This window comes from Nocardia sp. NPDC088792 (assembly GCF_044750615.1).
Classification (GTDB): domain Bacteria; phylum Actinomycetota; class Actinomycetes; order Mycobacteriales; family Mycobacteriaceae; genus Nocardia.
On the sequence record NZ_JBIVKC010000002.1, the window covers coordinates 1,245,373 to 1,260,595 of the forward strand.

Annotated in this window: 13 protein-coding genes; 9 read left to right on the forward strand and 4 right to left on the reverse strand. The window is 67.9% G+C overall.

The features are described 5' to 3' along the window. Window positions 1-13 precede the first annotated feature (13 nt). A complete protein-coding gene (locus ACIP5Y_RS14975; protein ID WP_400350489.1) occupies window positions 14-1,906 on the reverse strand; it encodes a sensor domain-containing protein in 1,893 nt (630 codons plus the stop codon). Between the two features lie 182 nt (window positions 1,907-2,088). On the opposite strand from ACIP5Y_RS14975, the gene ACIP5Y_RS14980 reads away from it, so the two are divergent. The 4 genes from ACIP5Y_RS14980 to ACIP5Y_RS14995 all read left to right on the forward strand — a co-directional run bounded on the left by ACIP5Y_RS14980 (window position 2,089) and on the right by ACIP5Y_RS14995 (window position 5,455). Next, complete coding sequence (locus ACIP5Y_RS14980) at window positions 2,089-2,769, forward strand: VC0807 family protein (protein ID WP_400350490.1); 681 nt, start codon at window positions 2,089-2,091, stop codon at window positions 2,767-2,769. A gap of 71 nt (window positions 2,770-2,840) precedes the next feature. Continuing rightward, entirely contained in the window at window positions 2,841-3,188 is a 348-nt protein-coding gene (locus ACIP5Y_RS14985) for a VOC family protein (RefSeq protein ID WP_400350492.1), read from the forward strand. Window positions 3,189-3,351: 163 nt separating this feature from the next. Continuing rightward, window positions 3,352-4,356, forward strand: a complete 1,005-nt coding sequence (locus ACIP5Y_RS14990; RefSeq protein WP_400351285.1) for an alpha/beta hydrolase — start codon at window positions 3,352-3,354, stop codon at window positions 4,354-4,356. Window positions 4,357-4,423: 67 nt separating this feature from the next. Then, entirely contained in the window at window positions 4,424-5,455 is a 1,032-nt protein-coding gene (locus ACIP5Y_RS14995; protein ID WP_400350494.1) for an alpha/beta hydrolase, read from the forward strand. Window positions 5,456-5,461: 6 nt separating this feature from the next. Here ACIP5Y_RS14995 and ACIP5Y_RS15000 read toward each other — a convergent pair whose 3' ends face one another. Next, window positions 5,462-6,391, reverse strand: a complete 930-nt coding sequence (locus ACIP5Y_RS15000) for a LysR family transcriptional regulator (RefSeq protein ID WP_400350496.1) — start codon at window positions 6,389-6,391, stop codon at window positions 5,462-5,464. 111 nt (window positions 6,392-6,502) lie between these two features. On the opposite strand from ACIP5Y_RS15000, the gene fdxA reads away from it, so the two are divergent. Next, the gene (gene fdxA / locus ACIP5Y_RS15005; RefSeq protein ID WP_400350498.1) at window positions 6,503-6,838 is read left to right on the forward strand and encodes a ferredoxin; all 336 of its coding nucleotides are present in this window, start codon (window positions 6,503-6,505) and stop codon (window positions 6,836-6,838) included. On the opposite strand, the gene ACIP5Y_RS15010 is transcribed toward fdxA, so the two are convergent. Further along, window positions 6,829-8,319 carry a cytochrome P450 gene (locus ACIP5Y_RS15010; RefSeq protein ID WP_400350499.1) on the reverse strand — a complete coding sequence of 497 codons (1,491 nt, stop codon included), beginning with the start codon at window positions 8,317-8,319 and terminating at the stop codon, window positions 6,829-6,831. The genes fdxA and ACIP5Y_RS15010 overlap by 10 nt on opposite strands. Before the next feature lie 115 nt (window positions 8,320-8,434). Between ACIP5Y_RS15010 and ACIP5Y_RS15015 the strand changes: the two genes are divergently transcribed. From ACIP5Y_RS15015 to ACIP5Y_RS15030, 4 genes are all read left to right on the forward strand, one after another. Then, window positions 8,435-9,619 carry a sensor histidine kinase gene (locus ACIP5Y_RS15015; RefSeq protein WP_400350501.1) on the forward strand — a complete coding sequence of 395 codons (1,185 nt, stop codon included), beginning with the start codon at window positions 8,435-8,437 and terminating at the stop codon, window positions 9,617-9,619. Then, on the forward strand, window positions 9,616-10,239 hold the full coding sequence (locus ACIP5Y_RS15020) for a response regulator (RefSeq protein WP_400350503.1): 624 nt from the start codon (window positions 9,616-9,618) through the stop codon (window positions 10,237-10,239). The genes ACIP5Y_RS15015 and ACIP5Y_RS15020 overlap by 4 nt, the downstream gene beginning before the upstream one ends. A gap of 78 nt (window positions 10,240-10,317) precedes the next feature. After that, window positions 10,318-11,265 (forward strand): ATP-binding cassette domain-containing protein, encoded by a 948-nt coding sequence (locus ACIP5Y_RS15025; RefSeq protein WP_400350504.1) that lies wholly within the window; start codon window positions 10,318-10,320, stop codon window positions 11,263-11,265. Next, a complete protein-coding gene (locus tag ACIP5Y_RS15030) occupies window positions 11,262-12,059 on the forward strand; it encodes an ABC transporter permease (protein WP_400350506.1) in 798 nt (265 codons plus the stop codon). Before ACIP5Y_RS15025 ends, ACIP5Y_RS15030 begins: the two co-directional genes overlap by 4 nt. Here ACIP5Y_RS15030 and ACIP5Y_RS15035 read toward each other — a convergent pair. Beyond that, a complete protein-coding gene (locus ACIP5Y_RS15035; RefSeq protein WP_400350508.1) occupies window positions 12,043-15,171 on the reverse strand; it encodes a BTAD domain-containing putative transcriptional regulator in 3,129 nt (1,042 codons plus the stop codon). The two genes, ACIP5Y_RS15030 and ACIP5Y_RS15035, sit on opposite strands and share 17 nt — an antisense overlap. Between the last annotated feature and the right edge of the window lie 52 nt (window positions 15,172-15,223).

The following is a 15,223-nucleotide window of genomic DNA, read 5'->3' on the forward strand; positions in this document are numbered from 1 at the left end:
GTCGCACCTCAGGTTACCGGGCCTGCACGGTCGGCAATTCCATGGTCACCAAGGTGGGGCCGCCGGGCGGGCTGTCGACGCCGACCCGGCCGTCGAAACTGCCGAGCCGGCGTTCGATGCCGTACAGGCCGCTGCCGCGGGTGGCGTCGGCGCCACCGGCGCCATTGTCCTGAACGGTGATCCGGAGCAGGGCGTCGGTGCGGCGCAGCTCGATCCGGATCCGGTCGGCGCCGGAATGCCGCACCGCATTGGTGAGCGCCTCCGCGACCGCGAAATACAGGGCCGATTCCACCGGCGCCGCCACCGGCCCGCCCACATCGGCGTCTACCTGCACGGGTATCGGGCTGTCCAATGCCAGGGCGCGTACCGCGTCGACCAGTCCACGCTCGGCCAGCACCGGCGGGTGAATGCCGCGCACCAATCCGCGGAGCTCGGACAGCGCCGCCTCCGACGCGTTCTTGGCCTGCGCCACCAGTGTTTTCGCCGCCGCCGGATCACTGTCGATCAGGGCCTCGGCCGCGCCCAGCGTCATGCCGACCGCGACCATGCGGGCCTGCGCGCCGTCGTGCAGATCGCGTTCGATGCGGCGCAGTTCGGCGGTGAGTGTATCGGTTGCGGCCGTGCGGGTTTCGGTGAGCTGCTCGACCCGGGCCGTCAGCTGTTCCCGCTCGGCCAGCAGGCTCGCGCGCGCGGTCGGGCGCAACAGCAGGGTCAGCCAGCGGCCGTGCAACCGCAGCAAGGGCGGCGCCAGGGCCAGACCCGCCGCCGTCAGGGCCGGGCCGACCAGCAGGGCCGCCCACCCGGATCCGAACGCCTCCCCGTACCACGGCGAGCTCGAACTCCCCAGCGGCACTTCGAGAGCCGGCAGGGTGAGTCCCCAGATGCCGTAGCCGATCATCACCACGGGCAGGAACAACGGCGCCCCGGCGAACGGCTGACAGGCCAGCCACAGCAGATCCCGCCACGTCGACGGATCGAACCACATGGTGCGTGCGCGGGCCGCGAACCCGGCCCACCAGGTCGTCGAGGACACCGCCCGCTGATCCCCGCTGATATCGGACATGCGCGGCGTGGACAGATACGGTTCCGGCAGCTCGATGCCGGACCAGATGGTAGCCAACTGCCGGAACAGATTCGGCAGCCAGCGCGCCCACGCCAGCACCCACATGGCGACCACCGGACCGGCCGCCACCACCGCCACGAAACAGGTCAGGAACTGCGGCACCGCGAGCGCCGAGAGCACGCCCAGGGTCATACAGCGGAACGCCGCCAGCAGTCCCGCCCCGAACCAGCGCCGCCGATCCGCACCGCGTTCGGCCGCGGCCGGCGAGGCCGGAGCCAGCAGCAGACGCGTCCAACGGCCGTGCCACAGCAGCATTTTCGGTGCGATCGCGATACCCGCCAGCACGCCCAGCACACCCAGCGGCATGAGCCATGACCACGGCCGCAGGACGATCGTCACGGCTCCGGAAGCCATCAGCGCGGCCGGCGCGACCGCGAGCGCGCCGCCCGCGAACGGGTCGATCGCCGACCACAGCAAGTCACGCCAGGTGGCCGGATCCGTCCAGATCCAGCGTGAATGCATACCCAGCGAGGCGGTCCGCGCGGTCGGATACGTGGAACCGTCGGGCGCGTGAAACCGCTCGTCCGGGCCCCGGACCGCCTGCGGCCGCAGGCGATACGGTGCGGCGACCGGCACCCCCGACCAGGACAGCGCCAACCGCCGCGCCAGCCCGGCCACCACGCGACCGCGCTCGACGACCAGCGGGAACAGGAAGATCAGCCCGATACATGTCACGCCGATACCCAGCAATTGGGCGGCGCAGGCCAGCAATTCGACCGGGCCCAGCGCGAACCGGGCCAGTCCGCGCCCGGCCGCCCGCACTCCCGTACGCAGCCAGCCCACTCCTACCTCCTCATCCGGCTCCAGTCTGGCGCACCCGGACCCACACCCGCAGTGCCTCTGGGCCCCGGGCAGGGGTGGGGCCAACCCCACCCGAGTGGAGAGCCAAGCGCATACCGGCGGGCGACCGCGGTTCGTAACTTCAGTGGTGCAAGCGATATCCGCCGATCTCCGAGGGGAAACCGATGAACGTGTCCACACCCGCCACCACACCGCAGACCGAGACCGCGGCACCGGATCCACGGCGCGCGCAGATCGCCGATCTCGGGATCAATATGGTCGCTCCGATCGCGCTGTACTACATCCTCCGCGCGGCGGGCATCGACCAATGGCTGGCCGTCACATTGGGCGTGGTCCCGCCCGCGGTCCGCATGGTCTGGACGATCACCACCCAGCGGCGCATCGACATGCTGGCCATATTCACCGCCAGCATCCTGGCCTTGAGCGTGGCCGCGTCCTTCATTACCGGCAGTCCGAGATTCGTGCTCGCCAAGGACGGCTGGATCACCGGGATCGTCGGACTGTGGATGTGCGGGACCCTGCTGCGCACACCGTTCTATTACAAGATGGCGCAGGCCATGACCACCGGCGCGATCCACGAGCGGGTCGAAATCCTGTGGCAGCGTTCGGCCACCTTCCGCCGCGCCATCGCCATCGCCTCGGCGATCTGGGGCGTCGGCCTCATCGCCGACGCGATCATTCGAGTGGTGCTCGCCTATACCCTCCCCGTCGACGACGTCCCGCTGATCAGCGGCCTGCAGTACATCGTGATGTTCGTGGTCCTGCAGGTCAGCAGCACCTGGGTGGTCCGCAATCGGAGGACCAGCGCCAAGGCGGCCGCCGAAGCCGGTATCGAAATCAAGTGACGTCGTCCCGCCACCGCACGCGATATCGTTCCGGCAATCCCCGGAAACCGATCGAAAGGTGCGTCGAGCCAATGGAAGTACGTCGCGTCGTACCGAATGTGCGGTCACACGCCGTCGGCGAGAGCCGGGAGTTCTATGGGCTCCTGGGTTTCGAGGAGGTCATGAATCATGGCTGGATCATGACCCTCGCCGACCGGAACAGCGGGCAGGCGCAGATCAGTTTCATGGCGCGCGACGAGACCGCGCCCGTCATCCCCGATATGAGTATCGAAGTGGATGACGTGGACGCGGCCTATCGGGTGATGTGCGAGAGCGGAGCAGAGATCGTGCACCCGTTGCAGGATGAGGAGTGGGGCGTGCGGCGATTCTTCGTCCGCGATCCGAACGGCAAGGTCGTCAATGTGCTGGGGCATCGGTAGCGCCCGCCGAAAACGGGGGTCGATGACTCGACCGGACTGCGTTAATGTCGTGGCCGAGCGCGGCCTATCTGGCAGCACCGGATCTTAGGGGTCGGCTTTGGGACGCCATCTATTCAGGCGTGCAGCATCTTTCGTGGTTGCCGGGACAGTTTTGGCCACCTGTATGGCGGCCTTCGGGGCGGGGAACGGTCTCGCCGACACCGGTGATCCGATCATCGACTCGAAGAAACTGCTCGGCGATCCCGTGGCCCCGGACGGGTCGAAACTCGTCTCCGGGACCATCGACGGCCGCAATCTGGTGTTGCAGGTGCATTCGGCCGCCATGGACAAGAACATCACCGTCCGGGTGACGCGGCCCAATGACGCCTCCCAGCCGCGGCCGGTGCTTTATCTGCTCAATGGCGCCGGCGGCGGCGAGGACAAGGCCACCTGGTGGCACAACACCGATGTCGGTGACTTCCTCGCCACCAAGGACGTCAATGTCGTGATGCCGATCGGTGGCGCGTTCGCCTATTACACCGATTGGCGGCAGGACGATCCGACGCTCGGCCGCAACAAATGGCGCACCTTCCTCCTCGACGAACTGCCGCCGCTGGTCGATGCGTCGCTGGGCACCAATGGCGTCAATGCCATTGCCGCGAACTCGATGACCGCCACCGCGGTACTGCAACTCGCGGAAACCAAACCCGGCTTCTATCAGACGGTCGCCGGTTACAGCGGCTGCGCGCAGATCGCCGATCCCATCGGGCAGCAGTTCACCAAACTGGTGGTCGAAACCTACGGCGGCGGCGACGTCCGCAATATGTACGGCGATGACAACGATCCCGCCTGGGCCGCCAACGACCCCGTCATCAATGCCGAAAAGCTGCGCGGCACCCGGCTTTTCATCTCCGACAGCAGCGGCCTGCCCGGCCCCCACGACCGCACCGACGACGCCTACATGATGGTTCCCACCCAATCCGGACTGGCCAACCAGCTCATCGTCGGCGGTGTGATCGAAGCGGCGGTCAACTACTGCACCCACAACCTCCAGAACCGCCTCGACGACCTGCAGATCCCCGCCACCTACGACCTCGAACCCACCGGTACCCACTCCTGGGGCTACTGGCGCGACGCCTTCTACCACTCCTGGCCCGTCCTCGCCCAGGGCCTCGGCCTCCCCGAATAACCCACTCCCGCTAGGACTCGGATTCGCCTTGAGACGCCAATCGATCAGGCGTGCACTGTCATTCGTGGTGACCGGCACGATATTCGCCGCATCCGTCGCGGCCGCCGGAGCGGGAAACAGCGCCGCCGATACCGCTGATCCGATCATCGCCGCCAGGAAAGCGCTCGCGGATCCCGTCTCCGCCGACGGCTCGAAGATCGACAGGGTCCTGGTGCACGACGACCAGCACCTCACGCTGCGGGTGTATTCGGCGGCGATGGGCCGCGACATCGCGGTCGAAGTGCAACGTCCCGCCGATACGTCGGCGCCGCGCCCGGTGCTGTATCTGCTCAGTGGAGCGGATGGCAATGAGGGCTCGGCGAATTGGGATGCGGCCAGCAATGTGCTGCCGTTCCTGGCCGGCAAGAACGTCAATGTGGTCCAGCCGGTCGGCGGGGCGTGGAGCTACTACACCGACTGGATCGCCGACGACCCGGTGCAGGGCCGCGCCCCGAAATGGAAAACCTTCCTGGGCGAGGAATTGCCGCCACTGATCGACGCGGGCCTGGGCACCAATGGAATTCACTCCATCGTGGGCATGTCGATGAGCGCCACCTCGGTCCTCGCACTGGCCATCGCCCACCCCGACCTCTACCGCGGCGTCGCCTCCTACAGCGGCTGCAACCAAACCAGCGACCCCCTCGGCCGCGAAGCCATCAAATCCGTCCTGCACTACGGCGACGGCGGCGACCCCCGCAACATGTGGGGCCCCGACGACAACCCCGCCTGGACCGACAACGACGCCGTCCTGCACGCGGACCGCCTGCGCGGCAAGGACCTCTACATCTACTCCGGCAGCGGCCTCCCCGGCCGCTGGGACACAGTAGACAGCCCCTTCCTCCAAAAACCCGGCCCCGCAGGCGTAGCCAACGAAGACATAGTCGGCGGAGCCATAGAAGCAGTAGCCAACACCTGCACCCACAACCTCCAATCCCGCCTGAACAACCTGGGCATCCCAGCAACCTTCAACTTCGCCCCCACCGGCACCCACTCCTGGGGCTACTGGCAAGACGCCTTCTACGACTCCTGGCCAACCCTGTCCCACAGCCTCGACCTGTAAGAGCGCCTAATGCCGGCGCATGCGCGCCGCCTCGATGCGGGCGGCGAGTTCCACCAGGTCGGCGGCGGGGCCGTTGGGAGGTGTGCGGCGATGCCAGATAGCGCGGAATTTCCTTGTCAGGATGAGGGATTCAGCCAGGGGTACTTCACGGAGGGTCCCCGCGCGTAGTTCGTGAGCCACGATCAGGCGGCTGACCACGGCGGGCGCGGCGCCGCTGCGGGCGGTGGTGAGAATCGCCGCGGCCGAGCCGAGTTCGGCCGCGGGGCGGGCGGGGGTGCCGTGCATCTCGAGGGTTTCCCAGATGGTGTCACGGGTTCCGGACCCCTTTTCCCGCCACAGTAGCGGTGTGTCGGCGAGTTCACGCGCGGTCAGGGCACGGCGACGGGTGGCCCAGGGGTGGGTCGGTGCGACGACTACGACGAGTTCGTCGGCGGCCAGCACGCGGCTGCCCAATCCTTGTGGCGGGTGGGGCAATTCGACGAAGCCGAGACCGGCCTCCCGGTTGCGCACCGCGACGGTCACCTGCTGGGAGTTGGCAACGTCGAGCGTCACCGCCAGTTCCGGATGGAGCTTCCGCAATGCGGTGAGCCAATGCGGAATGCGATGGTCGGCAATGGTCGTCGACGCCAGGATCCGCAGCCCCGGCCGCTCGGCGCGGTGCAACTTCTCGATACCGTCATTCAATGCCACCGCCGCCCCCAGCACCGGCCGCGCGAGCTCGACCACGACATGCCCCGAATCGGTCAGCACCGACCCACTGCGCCCACGATCCAGCAGCCGCAGACTCAACCGCCGCTCCAGCGCACTGATCCGCATGCTCGCAGCCGGCTGACTGATGCCGTGCCGTCTCGCTGCCGCCCCGAGGCTGCCCAGCTCCGCCACGGAAACGAGCAGAGCGAGCACCTCCAAATCCGGCGTTCCCGGCGGCAAGAGCATAAGCCCAGCTTATGACGTGGTCGCCACAAGATCACTACCCGCCTACCCGAGCCGCCACCAGGATCATCAATATCCGCCCGTAGCGGACGGAAAACAGCAGAGGAGTACACCGTGACGTTCGTGATAGGCGCCGCCTGCGTAGATGTCCTGGACAAAGCCTGCATCGAAGAATGCCCCATCGACTGCATCTTCATCGGCAACCGCATGGCCTATATCCAACCCGACGAATGCATCGACTGCGGCGCCTGCGAACCAGTCTGCCCAGTCGACGCAATCCACTACGAGGACGACCTCCCCTCGGACCAAGAACAATTCCTCATTGAAAACGCCCGCTTCTTTGCCGAACCTCTGCCGGGACACACCACTCCGCTCGGACATCCCGGTAGCGGAACAAGGCTCGGGGCTGTGGGCGTGGATACGGCCTACGTACGCGACTATCAGTTGTGACGGAGGATTGTGCGCGGAGTCGGGTGCATGGGGATCGGGGCGTCGGGGCCGCCGGTGAAAGAGAATTGGGGGTGGATCGGGGTGGTGGTGGCGTGGGTCAGGTCTAGGTGTTGGGCGAGGGTGGCCAGGGATAGGGCGGCTTCGGTGTTGGCGAAGGCCTGGGCTACGCAGGTGCGTTTGCCGGCGCCGAAGGGGAGGGTGGATTGGCGTTGGGTGGGGGTCAGGTTTTCGGGGAGGTAGCGGGCGGGGTTGTAGATTTCGGGGTTGGGCCAGGATGGGCCGTGGTGGAGGGCGTGCAGGGAGATGGTGAGGGTGGTGCCCGCTTTTATGGGGAAATCGCCCAGGAGGTCATCGGATTTCGCTACACGGCCCAGGCCGACTACGGGTGGGTAGAGGCGCATGGTTTCGGCTATTACGGCTTTCGTCCAGGGGAGGGAATCCAGGTCGGCGGCAGTGGGGGTGCGACCGGCGAGGACGGTGGCCAGTTCGGTGTGGAGTCGGGTGCGGGCTTCGGGGTGTTCGGACAGGAGTTTCCAGGTCCAGGTGAGGGCGGTGGCCGTGGTTTCCATGCCGGCGCCGATGAAAGTCATCAGCTCGTCGTGGATTTCGGCGTCCGTGTAGCGGTGGCCGGTTTCGGGGTCGTGGGCCGCCATGAGGAGGGCCAGGAGGTTGTCGCGGTGGGTGATCGCGCCGCTGCGGTGGTCGGCGATGAGTTGGTCGATGACCTGCTCCACGTGGCGGAGGTCGGCGATCATGCCGGGGGCGATGATTCGGCTGACGGCGCGCATGACGCGCATGGGGAGGTCGTAGCGATCGGTGAGTTCCGCGAGGGCGTGCAGGGGACGAGAGGTGCCTGCGATGAACCCGAAGCCGAAGAGGCCCAGCATCCGGGAGAAGCGGATCTCCGACATGGGCCCCGTCAACTCGACGCCGAACATGGTGCGGGCGACGATATCCAGTGTGAGCCTGTTCATTTCGGCGTTCACGTCGACCGGGTCTCCGTCGGCGCCCATGCGGAGGATGCGGTCGGCGCAGTCGCGGGCCGCGTCGGTGATCGGGCCGGCGAGGGTGGCGATATTGCGTTTGCCGAACACGGGTTGGACCAGGCGGCGATTTCGTTGCCAGCGTTGCTCGTTCGGCTCGGTGACCAGGCCGCGGCCGAATGCCACGGCGAGCATGTCGTATTCGGCGCTCTTGGTGTAGTTGTCCTGGTTGGTGACCAGGACATACCGGGCCAGCTCGGGACTGCGGATCACCACGTAGCGCTGGAACGGCATGCGGGCCACCATGATGTCGTCCTCGCCGGGGAGGCCGGTGCCGTAGAAGTCCGCCAGGGTGCGGTCGCGCCAGCGCGGCACCACCTGGGCGGCGAGCCGCCACGACTGCCACCACGACACACGAGTGCGATGCCAGCGCATCGGCGCGGGCTGCCAACGCGGCGGGTAGAGCGTCCGGTCGGGCGCGATCGACGCTGTCACCATGACGAATCCCCCTTGTTTACATGGGCTTTTGTCGCAGCGTAGGCCGCGGCCACGGGGGCGCACGTCCACCGTTCGAAGGACACCCGGACGGCCGCACCGGGGCTATCGTCGAGACATGACAGCACGCGGCCCGGCGCCCGTGGGGTGGGAATTCTGGTACCGGATCTGGGGCGGCTACGTGGTGGGCGGCCTCATCGCCAGCGCCGTTCTCGCAATCTTGTTGCGGCACGCCTATACCGGCCGTATCTGGCCCGCACTGGCGGCCTTGGCAGCACTGCTGGCCTGGTCCGCGCAGCTCGCGCCCCGCCGCAACAACCCGGACGCGTTCTACTACCGTTCGGTGAACCGGAGATCGGTGACGTTCGTGGCCGGAGCCCTGGTGCTCTATATCGCCGCCGCCTGGTGGTCGGCGGGAGCCATCGCGGCGGTGCTGGTGGTGTACGCGCTGATCTACATGTCGCTACCGGTACGACCGGCGATGCTGGTCGCCGGGGCAATCAGCCTCACACCCCTGATCTGCTCGCTCATCGCACACACGGATATACCGATGGGACTGACGATTTCGCTGGTCGCGGTGGTGTTCAACCCGGCCATCGGAGCGACGATCGCCCTGGCCATCGACCGCGGTGAACAACTGGCCGCACTACTGCACCAGCTGGAAGGCAGCCGCGCCGACGTCGCACGACTGTCCCGGGAAGCGGGTTCGGCGGCCGAACGCACCCGTCTGGCAAGGGAAATCCACGACACCCTCACCCAGGGCTTCACCGGCATCGCGACACTGGCCCAGGCCGTCGAATCGGAGATCGACGCCGACCCCGGGCTCGCGCGGCGGCATATCGCGCTCATCGCGGCCACGGCGCAGGAGAACCTGATCGAAGCCCGCGCCATGGTCGAGTCCTTGACACCACCCGAGCTGGGCGTCGGCCCGCTGGCCGAATCCGTGCGGCGGCGCTGCCGCAAGCTCGCCGACGAGACCGGCATCGACGTAGAGGTGCAGGTGGATTCGACTGTGCCGCAACTCGATACCGCCACTGAAGTGGTTCTGCTGCGTACCGTGCAGGAGGCATTGACCAATGTGCGCAAGCACTCCCGAGCCGACAGTGTGACCGTCGCGCTCATCCGGACCGCTCATGGCGTGCAACTATCGGTGTCGGACAACGGAATCGGCTTCGACCTCGACCACACCGACGGCTTCGGCCTCCCCGGCCTCCGCAGCCGCGCACAGGAGGTCGGCGCCACGGTCACGGTCACAACCGCCCCCGGCACCGGCACCCGGGTGGATATCGTGGCACCCGCATGATCACCGTCCTGCTCGTCGACGACCACCCCGTTGTCCGCGAGGGCATGCACGGAATGCTTTCCCGGGAAACAGATCTCACCGTTATCGGCGAGGCGGCCGGCGGAGCGGAGGCGATCACGGTGGCCACCGCCCTGCGCCCCGACGTCGTACTGATGGACCTGCGCATGCCCGAAGTCGACGGCGCCACCGCGACCGAGCAGATCCTGGCCGCCTGCCCCGGCACCCGGGTGGTCATCCTCACCACCTACGAGACCCACGCCGACATCGTGCGCGCGGTCGAGGCCGGCGCCTCCGGTTACCTGTTGAAGGGCAGCTCACGCGCCGAACTCGCCGCGGCCATCCGCGCCGCCGCCCGGGGCGAGACCGTGCTGACCCCTGCGGTCAGCGCCCGGCTGCGTCACCGGCAGCCACCTCCGCGCGTGGCACTGTCGGCCCGTGAGGTGCAGGTGCTCGGCCATGTCGCGCACGGACTGACCAATGCGGAGATCGGCCGGCTCCTGCACATCAGCGAAACGACCGTCAAAACGCACCTGCAGCGCGCATTCACGAAACTCGACGTCTCGGATCGCACCGCCGCCGTCACGGCAGCCTTGGCACACGGACTGCTAACCACGCCCTGACCAGCGTTTTTGCCACGTCAGGTGGCGTGTCAGGTTGGTGTCAGGCCCGTATCAGGCCGGCTGGCGAAAGTACTCCACATGAACAACACAGCAATCGCAGCCTCGGGGTTGCGGAAAGCCTACGGGGACAAGGTCGTTCTCGACGGTATCGATCTGAATGTCGAGGCCGGCACCATCTTCTCCCTGCTCGGCCCGAACGGAGCCGGCAAGACCACCGCGGTCAACGTCCTGACCACCCTGCTGAAAGCCGATGGCGGCACCGCCTACGTCGCCGGTCACGATATCGCCACCGAGACCAAGGCCGTGCGCAAGGCGATCGGCGTCACCGGACAGTTCGCCGCGGTCGACGACCTGCTGACCGGCGAAGAAAACCTGCGATTGATGGCGGACCTGCACCGCCTGCGGGGTGCGGAGAGCAAGCGAGTCGTCACCAACCTGCTGGAACGCTTCGATCTGGTGGAGTCGGCGGGGAAGATGGCGTCGACCTACTCCGGCGGGATGCGGCGCAAGCTGGATCTGGCGATGACGCTGGTCACCCGCCCCGAGATCGTGTTCCTCGACGAGCCGACCACCGGCCTGGACCCGCGCAGCCGCCGCACCATGTGGGATATCGTCCGCGACCTGACCGCCGACGGCGTCACCATCCTCCTCACCACCCAGTACCTGGAGGAAGCCGATCAGCTGGCCGATCGGATCGCGGTCCTCGACCAGGGCCATATCGTCGCCGAAGGCACCCCCGATGAGCTCAAGCGGCGGATCCCCGGCAGCCACATTCGGCTGCGGTTCACCGCCGGCGCCGAACTGGAAGCGGCGGAACGGATCCTGCCCGGTTCCAGCCGCGACGACGACCCGCTGACCTTGCAGGTCCCCGGCAACGGCGGCACGAAGTCGTTGCGGGACTTGCTGAATCGACTGGACGACCACGGGATCGATGCCGCGGACGTTTCCATCCACACCCCTGATCTCGATGATGTTTTCTTCGCCCTGACCGGCCACGCCACCACCTCCGAGGAAGTCGCACAATGAGCACCGTCACCGCCCCCGCCACCGTCTCCACCTCGAGCGCCCTGTCCACGTCGCTGGCCGATTCGTCGATCATGTTGCGGCGCAACTTCAAACACACCGCCCGCACACCCGTCACCATCTTCAATGCCGCGCTGATGCCGGTCGTGATGATGCTGATCTTCGTCTACGTGTTCGGCAATGCCTTCAATGTCGGCGAGAAGTACATCGATTACGCTCTGCCCGGCATGATCCTGCTCGCCGTCAGCTACGGGCTCTCGTCCACCGCCGTCGCCGTCAACTCCGATATGACCCGGGGCATCATCAATCGCTTCAAGGTCATGGACGTCTCCCGCGGTGCCGTCCTCACCGGGCACGTCATCGCCACCATGGTGACCATCGCGATCTCCGCCGCGACCGTCATCGGCGTCGGCTTCGCCCTCGGATTCCGTTCCCCGGCAACGCTGCTGGACTGGGCCGGCGCGATCGGCATCATCGCCGCCACCGCCTTCGCCACCTCCTGGCTGACCGTCGCCATGGGCCTGTTCGCCAAGACTCCGGAATCCGCGGGCCTGACCACCGTGCCGCTCATCATGCTGCCCTTCGTCAGCAGCGCGGTGGTTCCGGCGCACCAGATGGGCCAGGGCATCCGGCAGTTCGCCGAATACCAGCCCTTCACCCCGATCATCGAATCCCTGCGCGGACTGCTGACCGGGAACCCGTCGGGCGGCTACACCGCCGCCGCGCTGGCCTGGTGCGCCGGTATCGCCCTGGTCGGATACCTGTGGTCGCGGGCCACGTTCAACAAGCGAGCGTGATCGAGACCAATTCATGCCAGCTCGACTGCGCACCCGCCCGCATCGCCTCGGTGAACTCCGGTTCCCCGAGGCGATTTCGCGTTTCCCGCTCGATACGAGCGATATCCGGCTGCGACCGATCCGGCAGGCCCCGCGCCACATCGGCGGCCGCGAGCAGTTGCGCGGCCCGCTCGTACTGTTCCTCCCGCAAGGCCAGATCCGCGATCCCGACGATCATCCGCGCGATCAAGGGCGCATGCCCCGCCTCGGACGCCGCTTCGAAGGCGGCGACACGATGCTCGCGAGCCGTTTCGACACTCTCGGCGAGATAGCCGAGCAGATCATGGTTCATCGCCCGGATATTCGGCCACTTCAAATCCAGCAGGCCGGTCGCGATGCCGAGTTGCCGATGGGCCTCCGCATTGTCGCCCTGCCAGCGCGCCAGCTCCGCCTTCGCAAGAGCCAACTCGGCCAAGGTATTCGGCCAGGCGACCCGTTCCGCACAGCGCTGCGCCTCGGCCATGGTGGCGGCGCTCGACTCCGCGTCACCCAGCAGCCAGTGCAGCTGCGCCTGCCGCGACCGCATGCGGATCAGGTCCTCGATCGCGCCGACCTCGGTGACCACCGCGACCGCCTGCTCGAAAAGCTCGACGGCGGCGGCGAACTCGCCGCGCACGGCAATCCGGTCCGCGGTCTCGGTCAGCGCGAACGAAATCCCCCACCGCTCACCCAGTCCCCGGAATTCGGCGAGCGCCGATTCGAGATAGTCGTCCGCATCCCGCCCCTGCTGACCGAGCACGATCCGCATCTTGCCGAGCAGCAACCGGGCCAGCGCCCGCACCCACGGGTCCTCGTCGGTGAGCATCGGTTCGAACGCGGGCAGCACCGCGTCCGGCCCCTGCATCATGTCCTTCAGCGCGACCACGAACAGCTGCGCCGGGTGCCGGGACCGGCTGTGCAGGCTGAATCCGTACGCCTTTTCGATCCACTCCCCCACCTGGTGCTCGTCACTCGGCCCGGTGGACAGGAAATGCACGACTAACCCGTAGACCGTGGCCAGGGAGTCGTCGTCCGCTTCGCCGGGTGCCTCGGTGGCCGCGGTGATCAACTCCATGCCCTCGGCCTTGCGCCCGCCGAGCCACCAGTACCAGCCGGCCTGCGCCGCGAGCCGCATAGCCCCGGCGCCGTCGCCCGCCGCGACCGCGCCGCGCATTGCCGCGGCGATATTGTCGTGCTCGACCTCGAGCGCGGCGAGCCACTCCAGCTGTTCGGCGCGACGCAGGCGCGGTTCCGCGGTCGCGGCGAATCCGGTGAAGTACGCGAGATGCGCGGCGCGCGCGGCCTCCGATTCGCCCGCCTCAGCCAGCCGATCCCGGGAGTACTCCTTGATCGTCTCCAGCATCCGGAAGCGCGGCCCGCTGTCGCCCACGATGGACAGCAGCGATTTCTCGGTCAGCGAGGTCAGCAGCTCGAGCACCTCCCACTGCTCGACCGGCGTGTCGTCCCCATAGCCCGCCCCCGCGCAGACCTGCTCGGCGGCATCCAGGCCCGCACCGCCGGAGAACACCGAAAGCCGGCGCAGCACAATCTTTTCCGGCTCGGTGAGCAGCTCCCAGCTCCAGTCCACCACCGCGCGCAGGGTCCGGTGCTGCGGCAGCGCGGTCCGGCTGCCGCCGGTGAGCAACCGGAACCGGTCGTCGAGGCGATTGGCCAGCTGATCCAGGGACATGGTGCGCAAGCGCGCCGCGGCGAGTTCGATGGCCAGCGGTATCCCGTCCAGCGCCCGGCAGATCCGCGCCATGCTCGACAGGGTCTGCGCATCGGCCACCAGATCCTTGCGCACCGCACCGGCCCGATCCCGCAGCAGCTGCACCGCCGGCGAGGACTCGATCTCACCCGGATCGGCGGCCGCCGCCGGCAAGGCCAGCGGCTCGACCTGCCACAGCGCCTCACCGGTGATGCCGAGCGGTTCCCGGCTCGTCGCGAGAATTCGCAGCTGCCGGCACTCACCGAGCACCCGATGCGCGAACGCCGCCGCGGACTCGATCACATGCTCACAGTTGTCCAGGATCAACAGCATTTCGCGCTCGCGGATCGCGGCGACCAGCCGGTCGATCGGTTCCGCATCCGCCGTGCCACCGAGCAGCGCATCCCGCAGCCCGAGCGCGGCGAGCGCCGACTGCGCGATATCGGCGCTCGCACCGACGGACGACAGTTCCACCAGCCACGCCCCGTCCGGCAGCTCGCCGAGCAGGGTGCGCGCGGTCTCCAGCGCCAGCCGGGTCTTCCCCGAACCGCCGGGCCCGCTCACCGTGGTGAGCCGATGCTCCCCGACGAGTTTCCGCACGGCGGCGACATCGTCCTGCTTGCCGACGAAGGTGGTCAGCTCGGCCCGCAGATTGGTCTTGCGGTCCTCCTGCTGCTGCACACCCAATTCACCACGCAACAGCGAAACATGCAGTGCCGACAGCTCCGGCGACGGATCCACGCCCAGTTCATCGGCGAGCGCCTCGCGGGCACGCTGGTACACCGTGAGCGCCTCGGTGCCCCGGCCCGCGGCGGCGAGCGCCCGGATCAGCGCGGCGACGAGCCGTTCCCGGACCGGATGCCGGGCCACCAATTCGGTCAGCTCGGTGACCATCTGCGGGCCGCGGCCGAGGCGGATCTCCACCTCGTAGCGGTCCTCCAGCGCGGTCAGGTGCAGGGCCTCGAACCGGGTGACCACCGCCTCGAAGGCGGCGTTCTCCGGCAGCTCGAGGTCCTGCATGGCGGCGCCGCGCCACAATTCCAGGGCCGCGCGCAGCAGCCGGACCCGTTGCAGGTCGTCACTGTCGCGGGCCTGGTCGACGAGCTGTTCGAACCGCACCGCATCGACCGCCTCGGGCGCCACCGTCAGCCGGTAGCCGCCGGCCTGCACCTCGATCGATCCCGCGGGCAGCACCCGCCGCAGCCGGGAGACCAAGGCCTGCAAGGCGTTCGCCGCGTCGGCGGGCGGCTGCTCGCCCCAAATCCAGTCGACCAGCTTCGCTTTCGACACCGCGCGGCCGGGTTCGAGCCCGAGCGCGATCACCAAGGCGCGGAGCCGGGTGCCCGGTACCTCTACCGAACCGCCGTCATCCGCACGAATCTCCAACGGCCCAAGCATCCCGATCTGCACCTGGACCATTCTGCCGTGCACGAGCGCG

Excerpts from the sequence above, each read along its gene's own strand:
- ACIP5Y_RS14980 (WP_400350490.1), top strand. The coding sequence starts at position 2,089 with ATGAACGTGTCCACACCCGCCACCACACCGCAGACCGAGACCGCGGCA.
- ACIP5Y_RS14985 (WP_400350492.1), top strand. The coding sequence starts at position 2,841 with ATGGAAGTACGTCGCGTCGTACCGAATGTGCGGTCACACGCCGTCGGC.
- ACIP5Y_RS14990 (WP_400351285.1), top strand. The coding sequence starts at position 3,352 with ATGGCGGCCTTCGGGGCGGGGAACGGTCTCGCCGACACCGGTGATCCG.
- ACIP5Y_RS15000 (WP_400350496.1), bottom strand. The coding sequence starts at position 6,391 with ATGCTCTTGCCGCCGGGAACGCCGGATTTGGAGGTGCTCGCTCTGCTC.
- ACIP5Y_RS15010 (WP_400350499.1), bottom strand. The coding sequence starts at position 8,319 with ATGGTGACAGCGTCGATCGCGCCCGACCGGACGCTCTACCCGCCGCGT.
- ACIP5Y_RS15015 (WP_400350501.1), top strand. The coding sequence starts at position 8,435 with ATGACAGCACGCGGCCCGGCGCCCGTGGGGTGGGAATTCTGGTACCGG.
- ACIP5Y_RS15020 (WP_400350503.1), top strand. The coding sequence starts at position 9,616 with ATGATCACCGTCCTGCTCGTCGACGACCACCCCGTTGTCCGCGAGGGC.
- ACIP5Y_RS15025 (WP_400350504.1), top strand. The coding sequence starts at position 10,318 with ATGAACAACACAGCAATCGCAGCCTCGGGGTTGCGGAAAGCCTACGGG.
- ACIP5Y_RS15030 (WP_400350506.1), top strand. The coding sequence starts at position 11,262 with ATGAGCACCGTCACCGCCCCCGCCACCGTCTCCACCTCGAGCGCCCTG.